The organism is Paenibacillus mendelii (genome assembly GCF_024498075.1).
In the GTDB taxonomy this organism is placed as follows: Bacteria; Bacillota; Bacilli; order Paenibacillales; family Paenibacillaceae; genus Paenibacillus_Z; species Paenibacillus_Z mendelii.
In genome coordinates this window covers 157,832-174,894 of record NZ_JANHOF010000014.1, presented here as the reverse complement: position 1 = coordinate 174,894, position 17,063 = coordinate 157,832, and the positions used below count along the sequence as shown (strand labels likewise).

The following is a 17,063-nucleotide window of genomic DNA, read 5'->3' as shown; positions in this document are numbered from 1 at the left end:
TCATTACTAAGCTAATATTTACTAAAACCACATAAAGTCACAAGAATCCCAAGACACGGTCGTGAAAGTTTGTTGATTCGAAACGGGTGTAATCGTACCGGACATTCTTTAATAGAATGGTACATGATCTTTCGTGAGAGGATGTCTTTCTCAAGCGAACAAAAGCATAGGTGGTTGTGAAAGATGTCATTGTCTTATGAAGGACGCAAGAAGAAGATTCTGGACCAGCTCGCCAAGGAAGAGAAGGTTCAAGTGCCTGCGATGGCAGAAGAATTAAATGTCTCGGCGGAAACGATTCGGCGCGATTTGGATCGGCTTGATAAAGAGGGCAAGCTAAAGAAAGTGTATGGCGGAGCTGTGAAGCATGATTCGCTGGAGCCGCCCTTCGAACAGAAATCGCTCCTTAATGTCGTAGAGAAACAGGAGATCGGCCGATTAGCCGCCTCGCTCGTGAAGGACGGCGACATCATCATGATTGGCAGCGGCTCGACGACAATCGGGATGATTCCCTACCTGAGCAACAAGAAGCGCGTGACGATCATCACACATTCCGCTGCGGTCATGCGCCTGGCCATGGAGCAGTTTCCAGGCCGGATTATCTTTATTGGCGGCGAAGTGAATGTTAGCCAGCAATCCGTTAACGGCCCTCTGGCCGAATGGATGCTCAATCAATTAAAAGCAGACAAAGCATTCTTTGCAGCCGGCGGTATCTCCTTGAGAGACGGCATATCGGATTACAATCTGAACGAAGCTAATATATTCCGGAAGATGATGGAGCGGGCCGTCGAAACGATTGTGTTAGCCGATCACACCAAGTTCGGCAAGACAACATTCGCTCATATATGTCCGCTCAAGGATATTAGCGTTCTGATCTCCGATAGAGGTTGTCCGGATGAGTGGATCCAAGTTTTAGGCAGCCAAGAAATCGAACTATTAATCGCCGACGAGGAGGAACAAGTGTGATTGTCGATCATCATTTTCATTTGGAAGAAGGGCCCTATTCCGTTGAATGGCTTCGCAGAACGGCCAAGGCTATCGAGACGTTGGAGAAGGAGGCCGGAGGATTTGCAAGCCGGTCCCACTCGCTCGAATGGGTGGAGGAATTAAACGAGAAACTATCGAGGCGCATCGAGCGCGGCTGCTTCTCGAAGGAGTGGATTACGTCTTATCTGGAGCGGGGAATGCGGCTCGGCATTAAACGCTTCGGAATTGTCGACCACCTCTATCGATTCGATGAATTCCGTTCCTATTATGAGCGTCATATGATCATCGATGACTCCGAATTGGGTCAACTGCAGCGCTATTGGCTTGACTGCGTATGCACGGGCTCGATAGAGCCATATTTGGCAGCGATCCGAGCCTTGCAGGAGGAAGGCTATCCAATAGCGCTGGGTGTCGAAGCGGATTACTTCCCAGGCGGGGAGGAAGAGCTGGGGGCGCTGCTAAGCCAATATGAGCTGGACTTCGTCATCGGTTCCGTCCATTTCATCGATGGCTGGGGATTCGATAACCCTCAGACGGAATATAAATTTGCGGGTGAAGACTTGGTTACTCTGTATCGCAATCTGTTCGATCATCTGCTTGGGGCTATACGTTGTGGGCTGTTCGATATCATCGCGCACCCGGATAATTTAAAGGTATTCAATTACCGGCCGAACGAGGAGGCGCTGCTTCCGATGTATGAGGAAGTTGCTGCTGCCATGAAAGAAGCCGATGTGGCAACTGAAATCAATACGGGGCTTGCTTACCGGTATCCCGTCAAAGAGATGTGCCCCAGTCCTGCATTCCTCCGTGTCATCCACAGTCATGGCGTTCCGATCACGCTTAGCTCCGATTCACACTTCCCGGACGATATCGGAACGCTGCTGGACCAAGCAGCGGATCTTGCAGCAGAGGTAGGCTACGAGGAAGTGGTTTATTTCGAGAAGCATGAACGTAAAACAGTAAACTTAAAGGGATGACCACGCATGGAGCTAACGTTTAACCCAGAGGTATGGCAAATCAGCTACACCGAGATGACGATCCGTCTTGTGCTCGCACTTGTGCTGGGCGGATTGATCGGACTTGAACGGGAGCTTGGCGGTCACTCCGCAGGCTTCCGCACGCATATCCTAGTGTGCCTGGGTTCATCGATTATCGTGCTGTTGTCGATGTACGGTTTCTCCGAGTTTGCGGCAGAGCCGAATGTAAGAATGGACCCGGCAAGGCTGGCAGCACAAGTGATAAGCGGCATTGGCTTTCTCGGCGCAGGGACGATATTAAGAACGGGACTGACCATATCCGGTTTGACGACAGCGGCCTCATTATGGGTCGTTGCCTCGATTGGACTTGCGGTCGGTGCCGGCTTTTATTACGGTGCCGCGATTGGAACCTTACTGGTGGTGATCAGTTTGTTCTTATTGAATAAGGTGGAGAAAGTATTCTCGCGCGCGAAGAAGCATCATGAAATTTTATTTAAAATTCATCGCAGTTCGGCGGGTCTGAACCAAATTGTGGTGAAGATGAAAAGCTTCGGCATTCAAATTGACAAGCTGGTTATTGAAAGTGAAGACGGTGCGGATTCATCCAATAATACGAGTCCTCTCCTGATCCGCATGCACGTGAAGCTGAAGAAGACCAAGCGCTTCGAAGAGGCGTTAATGGCTCTTTCCTCGATTGACGGCGTATTGGGCCTGGAAACAGCCGGGGACAGCTTATAAATGATGAGAACGCTAACTAAACGCCCTTCCAATCGGAAGGGCGTTTTTGGTTGCTACTGCAGCCGTTTGCTGATGCTGCATTATAGGCCGTAATGTTCGGTTCGAACATGGTATCCATGATGAGTGATTTCGAATAGCAATTTCTCTGTTATACAAGAGTCATTCTATAGTTGCCACGATCAACCGATACAGAAGAATCCTTCAGTTTTCGATATAAGGTCTCAATCATGATTGAAACAAACATTTTTATAGACAAAATCATCGGACTCCAGTAGTATGATGTTATAAACAAACATTAATTGTTTGTGTGAAACAAATACAAAGGAGTGTCTCATGTGGCAGTAAATGCGAGAATGAACCGAATGTTTAGCAAGGAAGGCAAGTGCTTCGACGTCGCGATTGATCATGGCTTTTTTAATGAATATTCCTTCTTATCCGGCATTGAGAATATGAACCGTGCTATTGAAACGATTGTGGATGCTAGCCCTGACTGTATTCAGCTTAGTCTGGGACAGGCGAAGCATCTGCAGGCGCTGCCTGGTAAGAAGCCAGGGCTTGTGCTGCGTACGGACGCTGCCAATATCTACGGATCCCAGCTTCCTAATTACTTGTTCAGTGAAATCATCGACGAGGCAATTGAACACGCGGTTCGTATGGATGCGGTTGCCGTCTGTGTCAATCTCCTTCTGCTGCCGAACCAGCCTGAGCTGCATTTTCAATGTGTGAAGAATGTGATGAAGCTCAAGTCAGCTTGCGAACGCTATGGGATGGTATTGATGGTGGAGCCGCTGGTCATGCTGCCGAACGAAGCAAAGGGCGGCTACATGGTCGATGGCGATATTCAAAAAATCATGCCGCTCGTCCGTCAGGCTGCCGAGCTTGGCGCTGACGTGATTAAAGCCGATCCATGCGACAATGTGGATGAGTACCATCGCGTCATCGAGATTGCCTCCGGCGTGCCGGTGCTGGTACGCGGCGGCGGCCGCGCATCTGACGAAGAAATTATGACCCGCACGGTGAAGCTGATGGAGCAGGGTGCCGCAGGGATCGTATACGGACGGAATGTCATCCAGCACCCACAGCCGGCACGCATGACGAGCGCATTAATGGCGATCGTCCATAAGGGTGCCACGGCAGATGAGGCGCTTGCGATATTGAGCGGGGATGGTGAAGGGCAATGACAGCAACCGCGACGAATACGAAAGTGATCCGCTTCGGCGTGATCGGCTGCGGTCTGATGGGCAAGGAATTCGCCAGCGCGGCTGCGCGCTGGTGCCATCTTACCGATGTCGGCTTCATCCCTCGCATCACGGCTGTATGCGATGCGAATCCCGCCGCTACTGCCTGGTTCGAGCAAGCGGTGCCAAGTGTGGAGAAGGTTTATACCGATTATCAACTACTGCTGGCAGATTCGAATGTCGATGCGGTATACTGTGCGGTACCCCATAACCTGCATGCGCAAATTTACGTTGATATTATCCGGTCCGGCAAGCATCTGCTTGGCGAGAAGCCGTTCGGTATCGACAAGGAAGCGAATGAAGCCATTATTCAAGCGATGGCTGAGCATCCGGAAGTTATCGTACGCTGCTCCTCGGAGTTTCCGTTCTTCCCTGGCGCGTTTCAAATCTCCAAGTGGGTGAGCGAGGGGCGCTTCGGTAAAATCATCGAGGTGGAAGCGGGCTTCTGGCACTCGAGCGATCTGGATCCGGACAAACCGATCAATTGGAAACGCCGCATCGCCACGAACGGCGAATACGGCTGCATGGGCGATCTGGGCATGCATGTGCTGCATCTTCCGCTCCGTTTCGGCTGGAAGCCGCAAAGCGTACGGTCGCTGCTATCGAAGATCGTCGAAGAACGTCCGGACGGCAAAGGGGAGATGGTCCCCTGCGAGACATGGGACAATGCGATCCTCGCATGCGATGTCGATACGGGTGACCAGGCATTCCCGATGGTCCTGTCGATGAAACGTATCGCTCCCGGCCATGCGAACACATGGTTTATCCGCATTCAAGGGACAGAGATGTCGGCTGAGTTTACAACAAAAAATCCGAAGCAAATTGCTTCGCTGCCTTATACGCCGGGCGGTGTACAGGCATGGCATGTAACGGATGTTCCATACAAGTCGGCTTACGGCACGATAACGGGAGGCATTTTCGAATTCGGCTTCTCGGATTCGATTCTGCAGATGTGGGCGGCATTCTGCGACGAGCTTGCCAATGGGGAACAGATGCTGCAGTCTTTCCGCTGCGCTACGCCTGAGGAAGCCAAAGGGAGCCATCGCGTATTCACGGCGGCCCTTGAGTCGAAACGGACAGGACAAACGGTGAACATTCATTGGGGGGAGTAAGGTGGCTGTAGAGCACAAGCAGCTTCCGTATCCGGTCGTCGTCGGGGGTCATATTTGTTTGGATGTGATCCCTACTCTATATGAGCGGCAATCCGGTGTGGAAGCGATATTGGTTCCAGGCAAGCTGGTGGATATCGGTCCGGCCGTATTATCGACCGGAGGTGCGGTCTCGAACACGGGGCTGGCCTTGAACCGGCTGGGGATCCCTACCCAATTGATGGGGAAGGTTGGGGATGACTGGTTTGGCAGCGCCATCATCGATATCGTCCGCCAGCAGGACGCTGCGCTTGCGGAAGGGATGATCGTTGCGCCAGGCGAAGCGAGCTCGTATACGATCGTCATCAGTCCGCCAGGCATTGACCGAATATTTCTCCACTGCACAGGCGCAAACGATACCTTCGGTGCTGACGACTTGAAGGAGGAGCTCCTGCGCGAAGCGGGGTTGTTCCACTTCGGCTATCCGCCCCTCATGCGGCGGATGTATACGGATGAAGGCCGCGAGCTCGAGCGCATGATGTCGCAAGCGAAAAAGGCAGGCGCAACCACCTCGCTCGACCTGGCGAAGCCGGATCCGGATTCAGCAGCAGGACAGGCGGATTGGCGGGCCATTCTGGCGCGGACGCTGCCTCAGGTGGATGTGTTTCTCCCCAGCTTCGAGGAGGTCCTCTTCATGCTGAAGCGGGAGCTGTCGGATCGTCTTCAAGCGGAGCACGGCTCAGCCGATCTTCTTCCATACGCGGATGGAGAGCTGCTTCGTGAGCTTGCTGATGAGCTGCTGGATATGGGAGCTGCTGTAGTTGTACTCAAGCTGGGGGAATTCGGACTTTATATGAGAACGACGGCGGACCGGCAGCGGATCCAAAGCATGGGTAGATACCAGCCGGCCGATGCGGCGGCATGGACGGACCGGGAGATGTATACGCCATGCTTCAAGGTGGAGGTTGCCGGGACGACAGGAGCCGGAGATTGCACGATCGCAGGCTTCCTGTCCGGTATGATGCAGCAGCTTCGGCCGGAGGCTGCGCTTGTGAGTGCGGTAGGCGTAGGGGCCTGCAACGTCGAGCAGCAGGATGCAACAAGCGGCGTGCTGCCCTGGGACGCTGTCCAGGCACGAATTGAAGCGGGATGGAAGCAGCATCCGCCGAAGCAGGGGCTTGAGCAATTCCGCGAGCTTGCGGCTGCAGGCACCGACAGCAAGCAGGCTGGCGGGGTCCATGTGTGGCTCGGGCAGGGAGACGCGCAATACGCCTAAGCATCGGCGTAAAGCCGATAGTTATGAAGCGATCATAGTCTAATGGGAGGCTGAAGACCATGCTAAAACGTAGTCAGGTTCGGGAGGCACAGGCGCGTACCGCCAAGCTGTTCCAGCAAGCAGGAATCGTACTTACGCCAGAGGAACAAACCCAGATTGAAGTCGCATCATTCGGTTTGAATGATTTGGAGACGCAGGGACTCGAACTCATAACCTACATTAACATCGATCGTTATTGCGCTAAGGAGCTCGTCCTCTTTCCAGGACAAACGTGTCCGGAGCATCTTCACCCGCCGGTTGGCAGCGATCCAGGCAAGACGGAGACGTTCCGCTGCCGTTGGGGTAAGGTGTACCTGTACGTCGAGGGAGAAGCTGCGCCGCAAATTAAGGCGCGTATTCCGGCCGGCAGTGAAGCTTATTATACCGCCATGCATGAGATCGAGCTTAACCCGGGTCAGCAGTATACGATTGAGCCAGGAACACTTCATTGGTTTCAAGCTGGCGAAGAGGGTGCGATCGTATCGGAATTTTCCAGCACAAGCCGGGATGAATTCGATATCTTCACCGATCCGAATGTGGAACGCATGCCTGTTATTATCGAGGATTAGCGCGAAGGAGGTAAGGTGAAGCGATGGAGCTATATGGACGATCATGGACACGGCGTGAGCTGGAAGCGCACATAGGCAAGCTGGAGCAAATCGGCGGCATCCGCCGGTTTGAATGTGCCGAAGGACCGGAGAAGGGGACGGAGATCATTCAAGTCCGCACGGGTGCGGGACTTTCCTACACGGTCTCGCCGACGAAGGGACTCGATCTCTCGCTGGCTGAATTCGGCGGGACGCCGATCAGCTGGCAGGCGGCAGGGGGCGACATCCATCCGATGTACTATGAACCGGAAGGAGCGGGTTGGCTCAGGACGGCCTCGGGCGGTCTGCTGATGACCTGCGGCCTGATGCATGCCGGCTGGACAGCAGAGCATGATGGAAGGCAATTCGGGCTTCATGGCCGCGTTCACCATACACCGGCGCGGCAGGTAGCTGCAGAAGGGCAATGGAGCGGTGACGATTACGACATGCGGATAAGCGGCACAATGGAAGAAACGGCCTTGTTCGGAGGACATCTCCGTATGCGCCGTGAAATTCGCAGCCGGCTGGGGGAGAATCGGATTACGATAACCGATACGGTGGAGAATGCCGGGTTCGAGCCATGTCCGCATATGATCCTGTATCACTTTAACTTTGGATTCCCGCTGCTTAGCGAAAGCGCGGAGCTAACCTTTCCTCCGGGAACAGTTCAGCCTCGCGAGGCGGAGACCCCGCTCAAAGATTATGATCGCTGGCAGGAGCCGACAGCCGGCTATCTGGAGCGCTGCTATTATCATAAACCGGACGCACTGAGACAACGTGTCTCTGCGAATATCCGGCAGCCTCAATTCCCGCAAGCCGGGGGGCGGTATATTCCGTTGAATGTGACGCTCAGCTGGGGGACGGATACCCTTCCGCAGCTGGTGCAGTGGAAGCTGCCGGCGGAGGGTGCTCACGTGCTCGGCATTGAGCCGGCGAACTGCGGCATGGACGGCGCTCCGCCGGAGGAGGCTGACCGTCTGCGGGTCATGCTCCAGCCGGGGGAGCAGGTCCGCTATGATTTGGAGTTGAACATCGGATAACGGAAAGCGATAATAGAAGAAGTTTATATTAACGAACGGAAACGGAGTGCCTAGCATGTCGATCGCGTTGAATGCCAGACAGCAGCAGATGATGGAGCGGCTGAAGATGGACGGTGAGATTAAAGTCATCGAGATGAAGGAGCTGTTCAGTGTCACTGAAATGACGATCCGGCGCGATTTGGAGAAGCTGGAGCAAACCGGTGCTGTCCGGCGTACCTTCGGCGGTGCGATACTGGTAGGCAAGGATGTGGCGCTGCAGGACCGGGCCGACTATATGACCGATGAGAAAATCCGCATTGGCCGTAAAGCGGCAGAGCTGATCGAGCCGGGTGAGTCCGTGTTTATCGACGGGGGAACAACGACGCTTCAGATAGCCCGGGCCTTGAAGCCCGGACTTGGTATCACGGTTGTGACCAATGCGCTGAACGTGGCGGGCGAGCTCCTGGATAAACGTATACCGACGATTGTCGCAGGCGGCATGATTCTGGAATCGACCTCTACGCTGGTTGGGCCGATCACGTCGGAGACGATTGCTTCCATGGCGTTCAACCGCGTCTTCCTTGGAGCAACCGGCGTCTCGGGACTGCATGGCTTCAGCAACTCGAATGTCTACGAGGCCGAAATCAAGAAGCTGGCGATTCGTCAGGCCTCCGAGGTTAACATTGTCATTGACCATTCGAAATTCGGTGCCAATGTACTCGTCTCCTTCGCAGAGCTAGCTAAGGCCGATCGGATCATCACCGATCGGCTTCCTGATTCGGAGCTGCTGGAGGCGTGCCGGGAAGCTTCGGTTGCGATTCTGGAAGGCTGAACATCACCCTCGCAGAGCTGTGGGCCGTGGATATGTCTATTCCGGTGCCCGTGCGCTATCAAGTGGGATGTTTCGGCCAGCCGGTTTGTCCTAAAAGAGCGGGTCTCCTAATCGGGGGCTCGTTCTTTTGTCTAGGGATTGCAGCAGGCGGATGTTCTGAAGAGAGCACAACGGCTTATGGAATGCCTGGAACGAAGGTATTCCATATTTCTGGGGTAATGCGGTATAGTAGGTGGATCATCAAGGGGCTAATCCACGTGTATATGCTTCACTGAAAGCATGTCCAAGAAAGGGACAAAGCTGACTATTCTTATCATGAACGCAGCGAAATTTTTCTATGCAGGAATCTGGATAAAGAAGATCGATCTAAGAGGAGGATGGCACGAGATGCCCCAATTAAACGTTAGAGGAATTGCATTTGATGAAATGGCAGGCATTAGCAGTGCCCTTATACATGAGCTTGCCGGGATTTGCGAATGCGGGACGGACAATTTTACAATAGATCTGCTGCAGACAGTATCTGTATTCGATGGCCGGCAAGTAGATACGTATCCGTTTATCGAAGTAGCTTGGTTCGAGCGCGGGCAAGCGGTACGCGACCGGTTGGCTGAGGCTATAACCCGCCATATTCGAGCAGCAGGTGTGGAGGATGTTGAGGTGGCGTTCAAGGTATACCGCGAGAACGGGTACTATGTCAATGGACGACCCTGCGGTGAATAAGCGCAGCCCAACAGGCTGTCGGGCCTGTGGATCAGTTGTACACCAACTGGTTGCTGCAGGCACGACAGTCTTTTTGGTGCTGCACCAAGAGGAGGACATGTGTTGGTAACCCGACGCTGCCGGCTTCAAGCGCATACTTTGTTCCTGCCAAATGGGTATGATATTAAATAATGGCACGGAATAGGTTGACATATGATTTCAATTTTGTCATAATGAAAATATCAAAACGACAATATTAGAATTCAGGTGAAAGCATGAATGAAAATATAGACCAAGAAGACGATGTATCAGTGAATTACAATGCACGTAAATACCGGACACCGGATGGCGCGCCTACCGATATTGTCATCTTTACCATTACTTCGACAGACCGAGCCAAGGCGAAGAAAACGCTGCCGCATCGGGAGCTGCAGGTTCTGCTCATTAAGCGGAAGCGGTGGCCGTTTGAAGGCAGGTGGGCACTCCCAGGCGGGTTTACGAATGAAACCGAAACCGTGCACGAGTGCGCGAAGCGCGAGCTGTGTGAGGAGACCGGTGTGAAGAACGTCCACATTGAATATTTCAATGCATACAGCGCCCCGAATCGGGATCCGCGAGGCTGGATGATCTCGCACGCTTTCTTCGCATTGGTGAATGAAGTGGAGCTGTCGTCCCGGGAAGCGGCGAGCGATGCGGCGGAGGTCGGCTTGTTCTCCATGGATGAGGCAGCCGCAATGGAGCTGGCATTCGACCATAATCTCATCTTGCAGGATGCGCTTGCGAGAATTCGCGAGATGATGGTGACGACGACCATCGCCAAATCGTTTCTGCCGGTCGAATTTACGATCAGCGAGCTGTATCAGGTTCTCCAGACAGTCGTCCCGGACTTCGAGGAACGTAATTTTATTCGTAAAATTACATCCACGCAAAGCCGGAGAGGTATTATAGAGGAAGTAAGAAATAGAGCTGGCGAACCCATGCTGTCGAACCGCCACTCCCAGCGGGCCGCTCAGCTGTACCGCTTTACCGATTATGTGCCGCGGCTGTCCATCTATAGCTGAGGAAACCTGCGTAAGACAATATGGAGCTTACGATTCTAATAGAAGAGGGTGCATACGATGAAAGCATTTATTGCGATCGATTATACCGTTGATTTTGTTACCGGCAAGCTGCCTTGCGGAGAACCGGCTGTTCAAGTCCAGGACCGGATTGCCGAGCTGACGGAGCGCTTCATTCAGGAGAATGAGTTTGTCGTCATGGCTGTCGATCTGCATGATGAGGGCGATGTGCTTCATCCGGAGCACAAGCTGTTCCCGGCGCACAACATCAGGGGGACAGAAGGCAGAAGTCTGTACGGCAAGCTTGATAAGGTATATAAAGCGAACCAGCAAACGATCTATTGGATGGACAAAACGCGGTACAGCGCTTTTTGTGGTACGGATTTGGAGCTCAGGCTGCGGCAAAGGGGAATTAACGAGGTGCATCTGGCAGGTGTATGTACCGATATCTGCGTTCTGCACACGGCTGTCGATGCCTATAACAAAGGATATCGAATCGTCATCCATGCAGATGCCGTCGCTTCCTTCAATGAGGCCGGGCATGAATGGGCCTTGAGCCACTTTGAGAATGTACTTGGCGCGGAGGTTGTGCGAGGGTTTTGAGTTCGTAGGGATACACGTCATTCAAACAGCTGTGGTTTCAAACTTCAAGCAATCGGGGGTTCGCATGATGACCATTAATATGACGCTTCACACGGATAAATATCAAATCAACATGATGTATGCCCATTGGGTGCAAGGTACACTGAATCAGAGGGTTGCCTTCGAGATGAACTTCCGCAAGCTGCCGTTCGGCAACGGCTACGCCGTCTTTGCAGGTCTGCAGCGGGTCGTTGATTATATTCATGGAATCCGCTTCAGCGACGAAGAAATCGCTTATTTGCGGGAGCAGGAGGAACAGTATGCGGAAGGGTTCCTGGAAGAGCTTCGTACGCTGCGGTTTACCGGCGATATCTATGCAGCGCCCGAAGGGACACTCGTCTTTCCGAATGAACCGCTGCTGCGCGTTACGGCGCGGGTCTTCGAAGCACAGCTCGTAGAGACGGCCATCCTGAATTTCGTAAATTTTCAAACGCTCATTGCTACGAAGGCATCGCGAATCAAGCAGATCGCGCCGGATGATGTTCTTCTTGAATTTGGCACGCGACGCGCGCAGGAAGCGGATGCTGCCGTATGGGGAGCCCGCTCGAGCTATATAGCTGGATTCGATGCCACCTCGAACATGCGGGCGGGGATGATGTTTGGTATTCCGACCAAAGGAACCCATGCGCATGCCTGGGTGCAGAGCCATGAAACCGAGCTGGAATCGTTCGAGCGGTATGCCGAGGCATTGCCGGATCAGGTGACTCTGCTCGTCGATACCTACGATACGCTCAAAAGCGGAGTCGTGAACGCCATTAAGGTTGCTAAGGAGCTGGAGGCTCGAGGAAAACGGCTGAACGCCATCCGGCTCGATAGCGGCGACCTGGCGTATCTGTCCAAACAGGCAAGGATTATGCTGGATGAGGCCGGATTGCCCGATGTGAAGATTGTGGCATCGAATGACCTGGATGAGAATTTGATCTTCAACTTAAAGGCTCAAGGAGCGAAGATCGACAGCTGGGGAGTGGGCACGAAGCTTATAACTGCGGCTGATCAGCCCGCGCTTGGTGGTGTCTATAAGCTGGTAGCTCGGGAGAAGGACGGCGCAATGGTGCCGGTCATTAAGATTTCGGGCAATCCCGAGAAGGTGTCGACTCCGGGAATCAAGGATGTCTACCGGATTATTAACCGCGATACGGGCAAGGCCGAAGCCGATTATATCGCCTTGACAGAGGAGCAGGAGGTTAAGAACGGGGACCCGCTCACGCTCTTTGACCCGGTTCATCCTTATTTAAGCAAGGTTATAAGCAAATACGATGCAATTCCACTTCTGCAGCCCGTATTCATAGAGGGTGAACAAGTTGCTAAGATGCCGGATCTGGATCAAATCCGCGCGTATCACCGTGAGCAGCTGGAGCTGTTCTGGCCGGAGCATCTGCGTAAGCTGAACCCGGAGAATTATCCCATCGATCTCAGCTTGACCGCTTGGCAGCAGAAGCTGGATCTTATTCAGCGGTACAAATCGTAGCCAGAACTTATATATGGATAGGAAAGACAAGAAGAACGCACTGCGCCCGAGCAGGCCAGTGCGTTCTTCTTGTTTACTCGAATTGCTCCAAATATTGTTCTAAAGTCTTTCCTTGGCGTGTAATCTCTCCGGCAATCCATACCCCTACGTAACGGATATGCCAAGGCTCGTAGGAATACCCGGTCAGCTTCTCTTGCCCTTCCCCGAAGCGGATAATGAAGCCGTACTTGGCTGCGTTAGCTTTCAACCACTTGCCTTCCTTCGTCTTCCCGAAGCTCTGCTCCAAGGTGTAATCCACGGAAGCGCTGGAGACGTCCATCGCGAGCCCAGTCTGATGCTCGCTCTGCCCGGCACGCGCGCTCGTCTTGTTGGCGACCGCTTCGCCCTTAAGCTTCGCGTTACGTGCGAAAATGGACTTCTGCGTCGCGTAGGAGCGATAACCCGATACGGCCTTTAAAGAAATTCCATCCTTCTTGGCGCCAGCGAACAGCTTCTCAAGGGCGGTCGCAGCCGGCTTGCGCAGCTGCTTCTTCGGACTGCTGCCGGAGAATGAGAAAGGTACGTTCGGTACGACGAGATCACTCGGCGTATAGCTCGGGGACAAGGTGCGCTTCTTATTAACAAGCACGACCGTGCTTGATACATTCGTTACGACGAGCGTGCCGGAGGCGTTCTTCTTTGCCGTTCGGCTGGGCGCATTGTCACGTAAGAAAGTTGATCCTGTTGATTTTGCTGCCGCCGCTGTTTTGATCGTGCTACCAGTACCGGTAGTAATGCCGGATTTACTAGTATGACTAGCAGCGCCGGAATATGAATGATTCACTGCTGAAAATAGTAGAGTAGCGCCTATTGTTGAAATGGCAATATAAGGTAGAATAGACTTGCGTTTTGTGTTTTTCACTTTCATGCTGCCTCCTAATTGGCTTCTGTTCCTCAATTATAGAAGGCGAATATATCAACAACATATGAATCTTGTTTCGATCTTGTAACATTCGAAGGTAGAATAAGTCTATTATGTATTTATATCAATAAAAATAGAAAAAATAACTAAGACTTCAGAAAGGCATTTATCGAAGTTTGTCGAAATAAGTATTAAAATGACGACCAGAGGTGCTTGAATGAATGCCGTGCGCATTAGAATGTGGCTTGTAATTATAGGATCCGTTTTATTTTTCAATCTGGTGGTTCCATTCTATGCTTATGCTGAATCGAATTTGTCCACCCATTCCATAACCAATTGGGAGATACAGTGGACGGAGGATCCCGATTCCACCCACTTGCCTCAAGTGAATAATGCCCATGATTGGATTCCGGTCAATTCGAATGATGTGATTCCAGACAAGCCCTCAAATCTCGCCTCGATGTGGATCAAATTCCAGCTGCCTCAAATTAATGCGAACAGCGGCATCCTTATCGAAAAACTGTACGGACAACACTTTGAAATCTTCGTGGACGGAACAAGCATCCATTCCTATAGTCGAGCGAATCTGCATGAGAATAACCGGTTTCTATTGCCGCTAAGCCCAGAGGATTCATTGAAGACGGTCTTGATCTTCGGCAAGACGCATTCAGCCTCGCTTGGATTATATCAACAGCTGCTTATTGGGGATTACCAACAGCTGCTCAACAAGTATACGAAGGCGGATTTGCTGGATATCGTGCTTGGTTTCGCATTCTTGTTTATGGCGGTCGTGATGCTCATATGTTCGATGTTTCTTAGTAAGGAGCAGCGGAAAAGCTGGATATCCTTAAGCCTGGTCATTCTGGCAATCGGTATTCTCATCGCAACCTATGCACCCTTTCTGTTCATGTATTACGGCGAATACGGAGTCGTTTTTCTAGACCTGTTCGATATCGCGCTTTATTTGTTCATCCCTTCACTGACCTATTTTTTTGAAGTTATTTTTGGTGCAGGACCTAAGGGGATCATACGCAAGTTTCGTAAATTTCAAATCTATTATTCCTGCTTTTGTTTAGTGGCTACGATCGTTAACGATTTCACATCCTACAGCTATTTCGGCTTGTATGACCTCTTCACGGTGACGATTGTAGGATTGATCGGACTCTTACAATTTGCTCTCATTATTAGCAGGTCGATCATGTTCGCGATTAAGGGGAGTAAGGAAGCTATCATTGTATCGTCCGGATTCGGGATATTCACCGCAGCGGGTGTAGGCGAGCTCATCTTGTATTTCATGAACGATGGTCATTATAAGTTCTATATGTGGAAATGGGGAATCGTCGGATTCGTCTTATCTTTACTTGTGCTGCTGGGTCGAAGATTGGCTTATAATCATAGGCAGATCGTGAAGTACTCGCAAGAGCTGGAAGTCTTCAATCACCAGCTGCAGCGGTCTGAGAAGATGGAGATCATCAGCCAGCTGGCCGCTTCCGTCGCTCACGAGGTGCGAAACCCGATGCAGGTTACCCGCGGATTTCTGCAGCTATTAGGTGAAAATACGCGAGTGGACCGGGAGCGCAATTACTTGAAGCTGGCCATTGACGAGCTCGATCGAGCGGCAAGCATCATCACGAATTACTTGACGTTCGCCAAGCCTCAATTGGAAGAGATGACCACACTGAATCTGCATGATGAGCTCACTCAGGTTGAAGGAATCATCGTCCCGCTTGCTAATTTGCAAGGAGGTAAAATTCAATCCTCCATTCCGACAGATTTGTTTGTAGAGGGAAATTCCTCGAAATTCAAACAGGCGCTAATCAATATTATTAAGAATAGCATCGAGTCCTTGAAGGGGAATGGACTTATCCAGCTATCGGCCTATGAAGAGCATGGAGAGGTTATCATCCAGATCAGAGATAATGGAGAAGGGATGGATAAGGAGATTCTTGCCAAGCTGGGGGAGCCCTACTTCTCCAACAAGACGAAGGGTACGGGGCTTGGACTTATGGTTACGTTCCGGATTATTGAATTAATGCACGGCAAATTGCAGTTCCAGAGTGAAAAGGGAGTCGGTACCGTGGCAACGCTGCGATTTCCATTGGTAAGCCCGCAAATAAAAACGGCGTCCATTTCATAATTGAAATGGGCACCGTTTTTATTTATGTATGAGGAACTACCATTGACCGTTTGGAGCGGACACTTCAGGATTCGGCGGTATGACGATGTAGAATTTAGTCGGCGTTTCTTCCAGAGCGGTTAATTGAATGTCTGCGGGAATCTCTACGTTGAAGGATTCTAGAATGGCTGCATGCGGGTCAGCAAGCAGTTTTGCTTTAAAAGCAGCATCGCTCCACGCTTTTTCAATAATTTGATTGTATAATTCTTGTTTTTGATCCATTTGCATCGCCCATCCCTCTATATATGTAATAGAAACATGAGACTATTTTACCATTCGTTATACATAAAATCTACTAAAATTTGATATTTTCTGACAGCCACTGCGATAAACCGCCACGAATCAATGACTTTTTCTTTGTGTGCAATGAATTTGCGGCATTTACTAGGTCCAGGGTCAAGGATTCGTGAAAATCATATAGGTCTGGAGAATCGTGTCGCAAGGTTGATAACTGCTCGTGGCGTACCCTTGCCATGCGGGCGAACGCATGGAATATGTCATTGGAATACAGGCATTCATTCACCAACTCTCGCGTTAATGACTCCCGGTTCTCGAGGCTTAAAGCAGCGCAGATGAAAGAAAGCAGGCTGTTGTCGCTTCCATCTGCCAGATCGGCCTCCCAATCCATCCAATCATCGACCATTTGGAGTGTTATGAGCACATTCTCGACATAATTGGATCCCGCCTCGATTAGCTCCGCGCGGCCGCTGAGAAGAAAGGAACCCGTACTCGCCAATTTGACCGGACCGGATTTCTTGGCAAGTCTGGAAGGATTCGCTTCAAAATCATATGGCATGCCTTCCGTTGCAACGCTTACGGACCATTCCGCAATATACGTTCCGTAATAGTCCCAGAAGGGGGAAGAAGAGTCGAATTGCTCGCGATAGAGACGCAGGAACGTACTGTGGTACAGATTGCCAAGCGCAAGCTCTTCCTTCCATTCCGAAGGGGCCGTATCCATTAAGTCGTCTTGGACAAAAAAATAGAGCATGCCGAACACGTTGGCAAGCGAGAGGCTTCTGGCCGTTTCCGCATCCACGCCAGTCATGGGCCGCATCCAGCAAGGAAGCAAATAGCAGATATAATTCTTCGTGCTTTCCTTCACCAAGGGATTGAACGCATGGAGATAACGTTGGCCGCGTTCTTTAAGGGGCTCCGGATACGTATGAATGATGCGAATGGCTTCGGTAAATACGTCTTGTAAATCCTCATCATAGCGAGTCTTCCAATCTTTCATTATATATCTCCTTCGGCAAGGATATCGTTAACAGCAATACCACATACATATCAAAATTCGTCCCGCTTGTACATCCTAAATTCGCTCCTTTGCCCTATAGGGAC

The 17,063-nt window shown here is 51.5% G+C and carries 17 protein-coding genes; 14 read left to right on the top strand and 3 right to left on the bottom strand.

The genetic code is table 11. From position 1 onward, the window contains the following. Positions 1–183: 183 nt before the first annotated feature. From NNL21_RS28840 to NNL21_RS28780, 13 genes are all read left to right on the top strand, one after another. Positions 184–963 (top strand): DeoR/GlpR family DNA-binding transcription regulator, encoded by a 780-nt coding sequence (locus NNL21_RS28840; RefSeq protein WP_204821467.1) that lies wholly within the window; start codon positions 184–186, stop codon positions 961–963. Beyond that, entirely contained in the window at positions 960–1,961 is a 1,002-nt protein-coding gene (locus NNL21_RS28835) for a PHP domain-containing protein (protein ID WP_204821468.1), read from the top strand. The genes NNL21_RS28840 and NNL21_RS28835 overlap by 4 nt, the downstream gene beginning before the upstream one ends. 6 nt (positions 1,962–1,967) lie before the next feature. Continuing rightward, positions 1,968–2,699 (top strand): MgtC/SapB family protein, encoded by a 732-nt coding sequence (locus NNL21_RS28830; protein WP_204821469.1) that lies wholly within the window; start codon positions 1,968–1,970, stop codon positions 2,697–2,699. Between the two features lie 335 nt (positions 2,700–3,034). Further along, entirely contained in the window at positions 3,035–3,880 is an 846-nt protein-coding gene (locus NNL21_RS28825; protein WP_256555557.1) for a class I fructose-bisphosphate aldolase, read from the top strand. Continuing rightward, the gene (locus NNL21_RS28820) at positions 3,877–5,049 is read left to right on the top strand and encodes a Gfo/Idh/MocA family protein (protein WP_204821470.1); all 1,173 of its coding nucleotides are present in this window, start codon (positions 3,877–3,879) and stop codon (positions 5,047–5,049) included. The genes NNL21_RS28825 and NNL21_RS28820 overlap by 4 nt, the downstream gene beginning before the upstream one ends. A 1-nt stretch (position 5,050) precedes the next feature. Next, positions 5,051–6,301, top strand: a complete 1,251-nt coding sequence (locus tag NNL21_RS28815; protein WP_204821471.1) for a carbohydrate kinase family protein — start codon at positions 5,051–5,053, stop codon at positions 6,299–6,301. Positions 6,302–6,360: 59 nt separating this feature from the next. After that, entirely contained in the window at positions 6,361–6,909 is a 549-nt protein-coding gene (locus NNL21_RS28810) for a D-lyxose/D-mannose family sugar isomerase (RefSeq protein ID WP_204821472.1), read from the top strand. Between the two features lie 23 nt (positions 6,910–6,932). Then, positions 6,933–7,967 (top strand): DUF4432 family protein, encoded by a 1,035-nt coding sequence (locus NNL21_RS28805; protein ID WP_204821473.1) that lies wholly within the window; start codon positions 6,933–6,935, stop codon positions 7,965–7,967. 55 nt (positions 7,968–8,022) lie between these two features. Next, positions 8,023–8,778, top strand: a complete 756-nt coding sequence (locus NNL21_RS28800; RefSeq protein ID WP_204821474.1) for a DeoR/GlpR family DNA-binding transcription regulator — start codon at positions 8,023–8,025, stop codon at positions 8,776–8,778. A 387-nt stretch (positions 8,779–9,165) separates the two neighbouring features. Beyond that, on the top strand, positions 9,166–9,498 hold the full coding sequence (locus NNL21_RS28795) for a DUF1904 family protein (RefSeq protein ID WP_204821475.1): 333 nt from the start codon (positions 9,166–9,168) through the stop codon (positions 9,496–9,498). 254 nt (positions 9,499–9,752) lie between these two features. Next, positions 9,753–10,538: an NUDIX domain-containing protein gene (locus NNL21_RS28790; RefSeq protein ID WP_204821476.1), complete on the top strand. Its 786-nt coding sequence runs from the start codon at positions 9,753–9,755 to the stop codon at positions 10,536–10,538. 57 nt (positions 10,539–10,595) lie between these two features. Further along, entirely contained in the window at positions 10,596–11,138 is a 543-nt protein-coding gene (locus NNL21_RS28785) for a cysteine hydrolase family protein (protein WP_204821477.1), read from the top strand. 64 nt (positions 11,139–11,202) lie between these two features. Beyond that, positions 11,203–12,645 (top strand): nicotinate phosphoribosyltransferase, encoded by a 1,443-nt coding sequence (locus NNL21_RS28780; protein ID WP_204821478.1) that lies wholly within the window; start codon positions 11,203–11,205, stop codon positions 12,643–12,645. A gap of 73 nt (positions 12,646–12,718) precedes the next feature. Here the strand turns inward: NNL21_RS28780 and NNL21_RS28775 are convergent, their stop codons facing one another. Next, positions 12,719–13,552, bottom strand: coding sequence for a M15 family metallopeptidase (locus tag NNL21_RS28775; RefSeq protein ID WP_204821479.1), 834 nt, complete (start codon positions 13,550–13,552; stop codon positions 12,719–12,721). A gap of 211 nt (positions 13,553–13,763) precedes the next feature. Between NNL21_RS28775 and NNL21_RS28770 the strand changes: the two genes are divergently transcribed. After that, positions 13,764–15,683, top strand: coding sequence for an ATP-binding protein (locus NNL21_RS28770; protein WP_204821480.1), 1,920 nt, complete (start codon positions 13,764–13,766; stop codon positions 15,681–15,683). Between the two features lie 36 nt (positions 15,684–15,719). Here the strand turns inward: NNL21_RS28770 and NNL21_RS28765 are convergent, their stop codons facing one another. Beyond that, positions 15,720–15,944 carry an NHLP leader peptide family RiPP precursor gene (locus NNL21_RS28765; RefSeq protein WP_204821481.1) on the bottom strand — a complete coding sequence of 75 codons (225 nt, stop codon included), beginning with the start codon at positions 15,942–15,944 and terminating at the stop codon, positions 15,720–15,722. A gap of 73 nt (positions 15,945–16,017) precedes the next feature. Beyond that, a complete protein-coding gene (locus NNL21_RS28760) occupies positions 16,018–16,959 on the bottom strand; it encodes a hypothetical protein (protein ID WP_204821482.1) in 942 nt (313 codons plus the stop codon). Positions 16,960–17,063 lie beyond the last annotated feature (104 nt).

Bases quoted from the DNA above. Each gene is read 5' to 3' on its own strand.
- NNL21_RS28830 (WP_204821469.1), top strand. From the start codon at position 1,968: ATGGAGCTAACGTTTAACCCAGAGGTATGGCAAATCAGCTACACCGAG.
- NNL21_RS28820 (WP_204821470.1), top strand. From the start codon at position 3,877: ATGACAGCAACCGCGACGAATACGAAAGTGATCCGCTTCGGCGTGATC.
- NNL21_RS28795 (WP_204821475.1), top strand. From the start codon at position 9,166: ATGCCCCAATTAAACGTTAGAGGAATTGCATTTGATGAAATGGCAGGC.
- NNL21_RS28760 (WP_204821482.1), bottom strand. From the start codon at position 16,959: ATGAAAGATTGGAAGACTCGCTATGATGAGGATTTACAAGACGTATTT.
- NNL21_RS28805 (WP_204821473.1), top strand. From the start codon at position 6,933: ATGGAGCTATATGGACGATCATGGACACGGCGTGAGCTGGAAGCGCAC.
- NNL21_RS28800 (WP_204821474.1), top strand. From the start codon at position 8,023: ATGTCGATCGCGTTGAATGCCAGACAGCAGCAGATGATGGAGCGGCTG.
- NNL21_RS28765 (WP_204821481.1), bottom strand. From the start codon at position 15,944: ATGGATCAAAAACAAGAATTATACAATCAAATTATTGAAAAAGCGTGG.
- NNL21_RS28790 (WP_204821476.1), top strand. From the start codon at position 9,753: ATGAATGAAAATATAGACCAAGAAGACGATGTATCAGTGAATTACAAT.
- NNL21_RS28770 (WP_204821480.1), top strand. From the start codon at position 13,764: ATGAATGCCGTGCGCATTAGAATGTGGCTTGTAATTATAGGATCCGTT.
- NNL21_RS28775 (WP_204821479.1), bottom strand. From the start codon at position 13,552: ATGAAAGTGAAAAACACAAAACGCAAGTCTATTCTACCTTATATTGCC.
- NNL21_RS28785 (WP_204821477.1), top strand. From the start codon at position 10,596: ATGAAAGCATTTATTGCGATCGATTATACCGTTGATTTTGTTACCGGC.
- NNL21_RS28810 (WP_204821472.1), top strand. From the start codon at position 6,361: ATGCTAAAACGTAGTCAGGTTCGGGAGGCACAGGCGCGTACCGCCAAG.
- NNL21_RS28780 (WP_204821478.1), top strand. From the start codon at position 11,203: ATGATGACCATTAATATGACGCTTCACACGGATAAATATCAAATCAAC.
- NNL21_RS28840 (WP_204821467.1), top strand. From the start codon at position 184: ATGTCATTGTCTTATGAAGGACGCAAGAAGAAGATTCTGGACCAGCTC.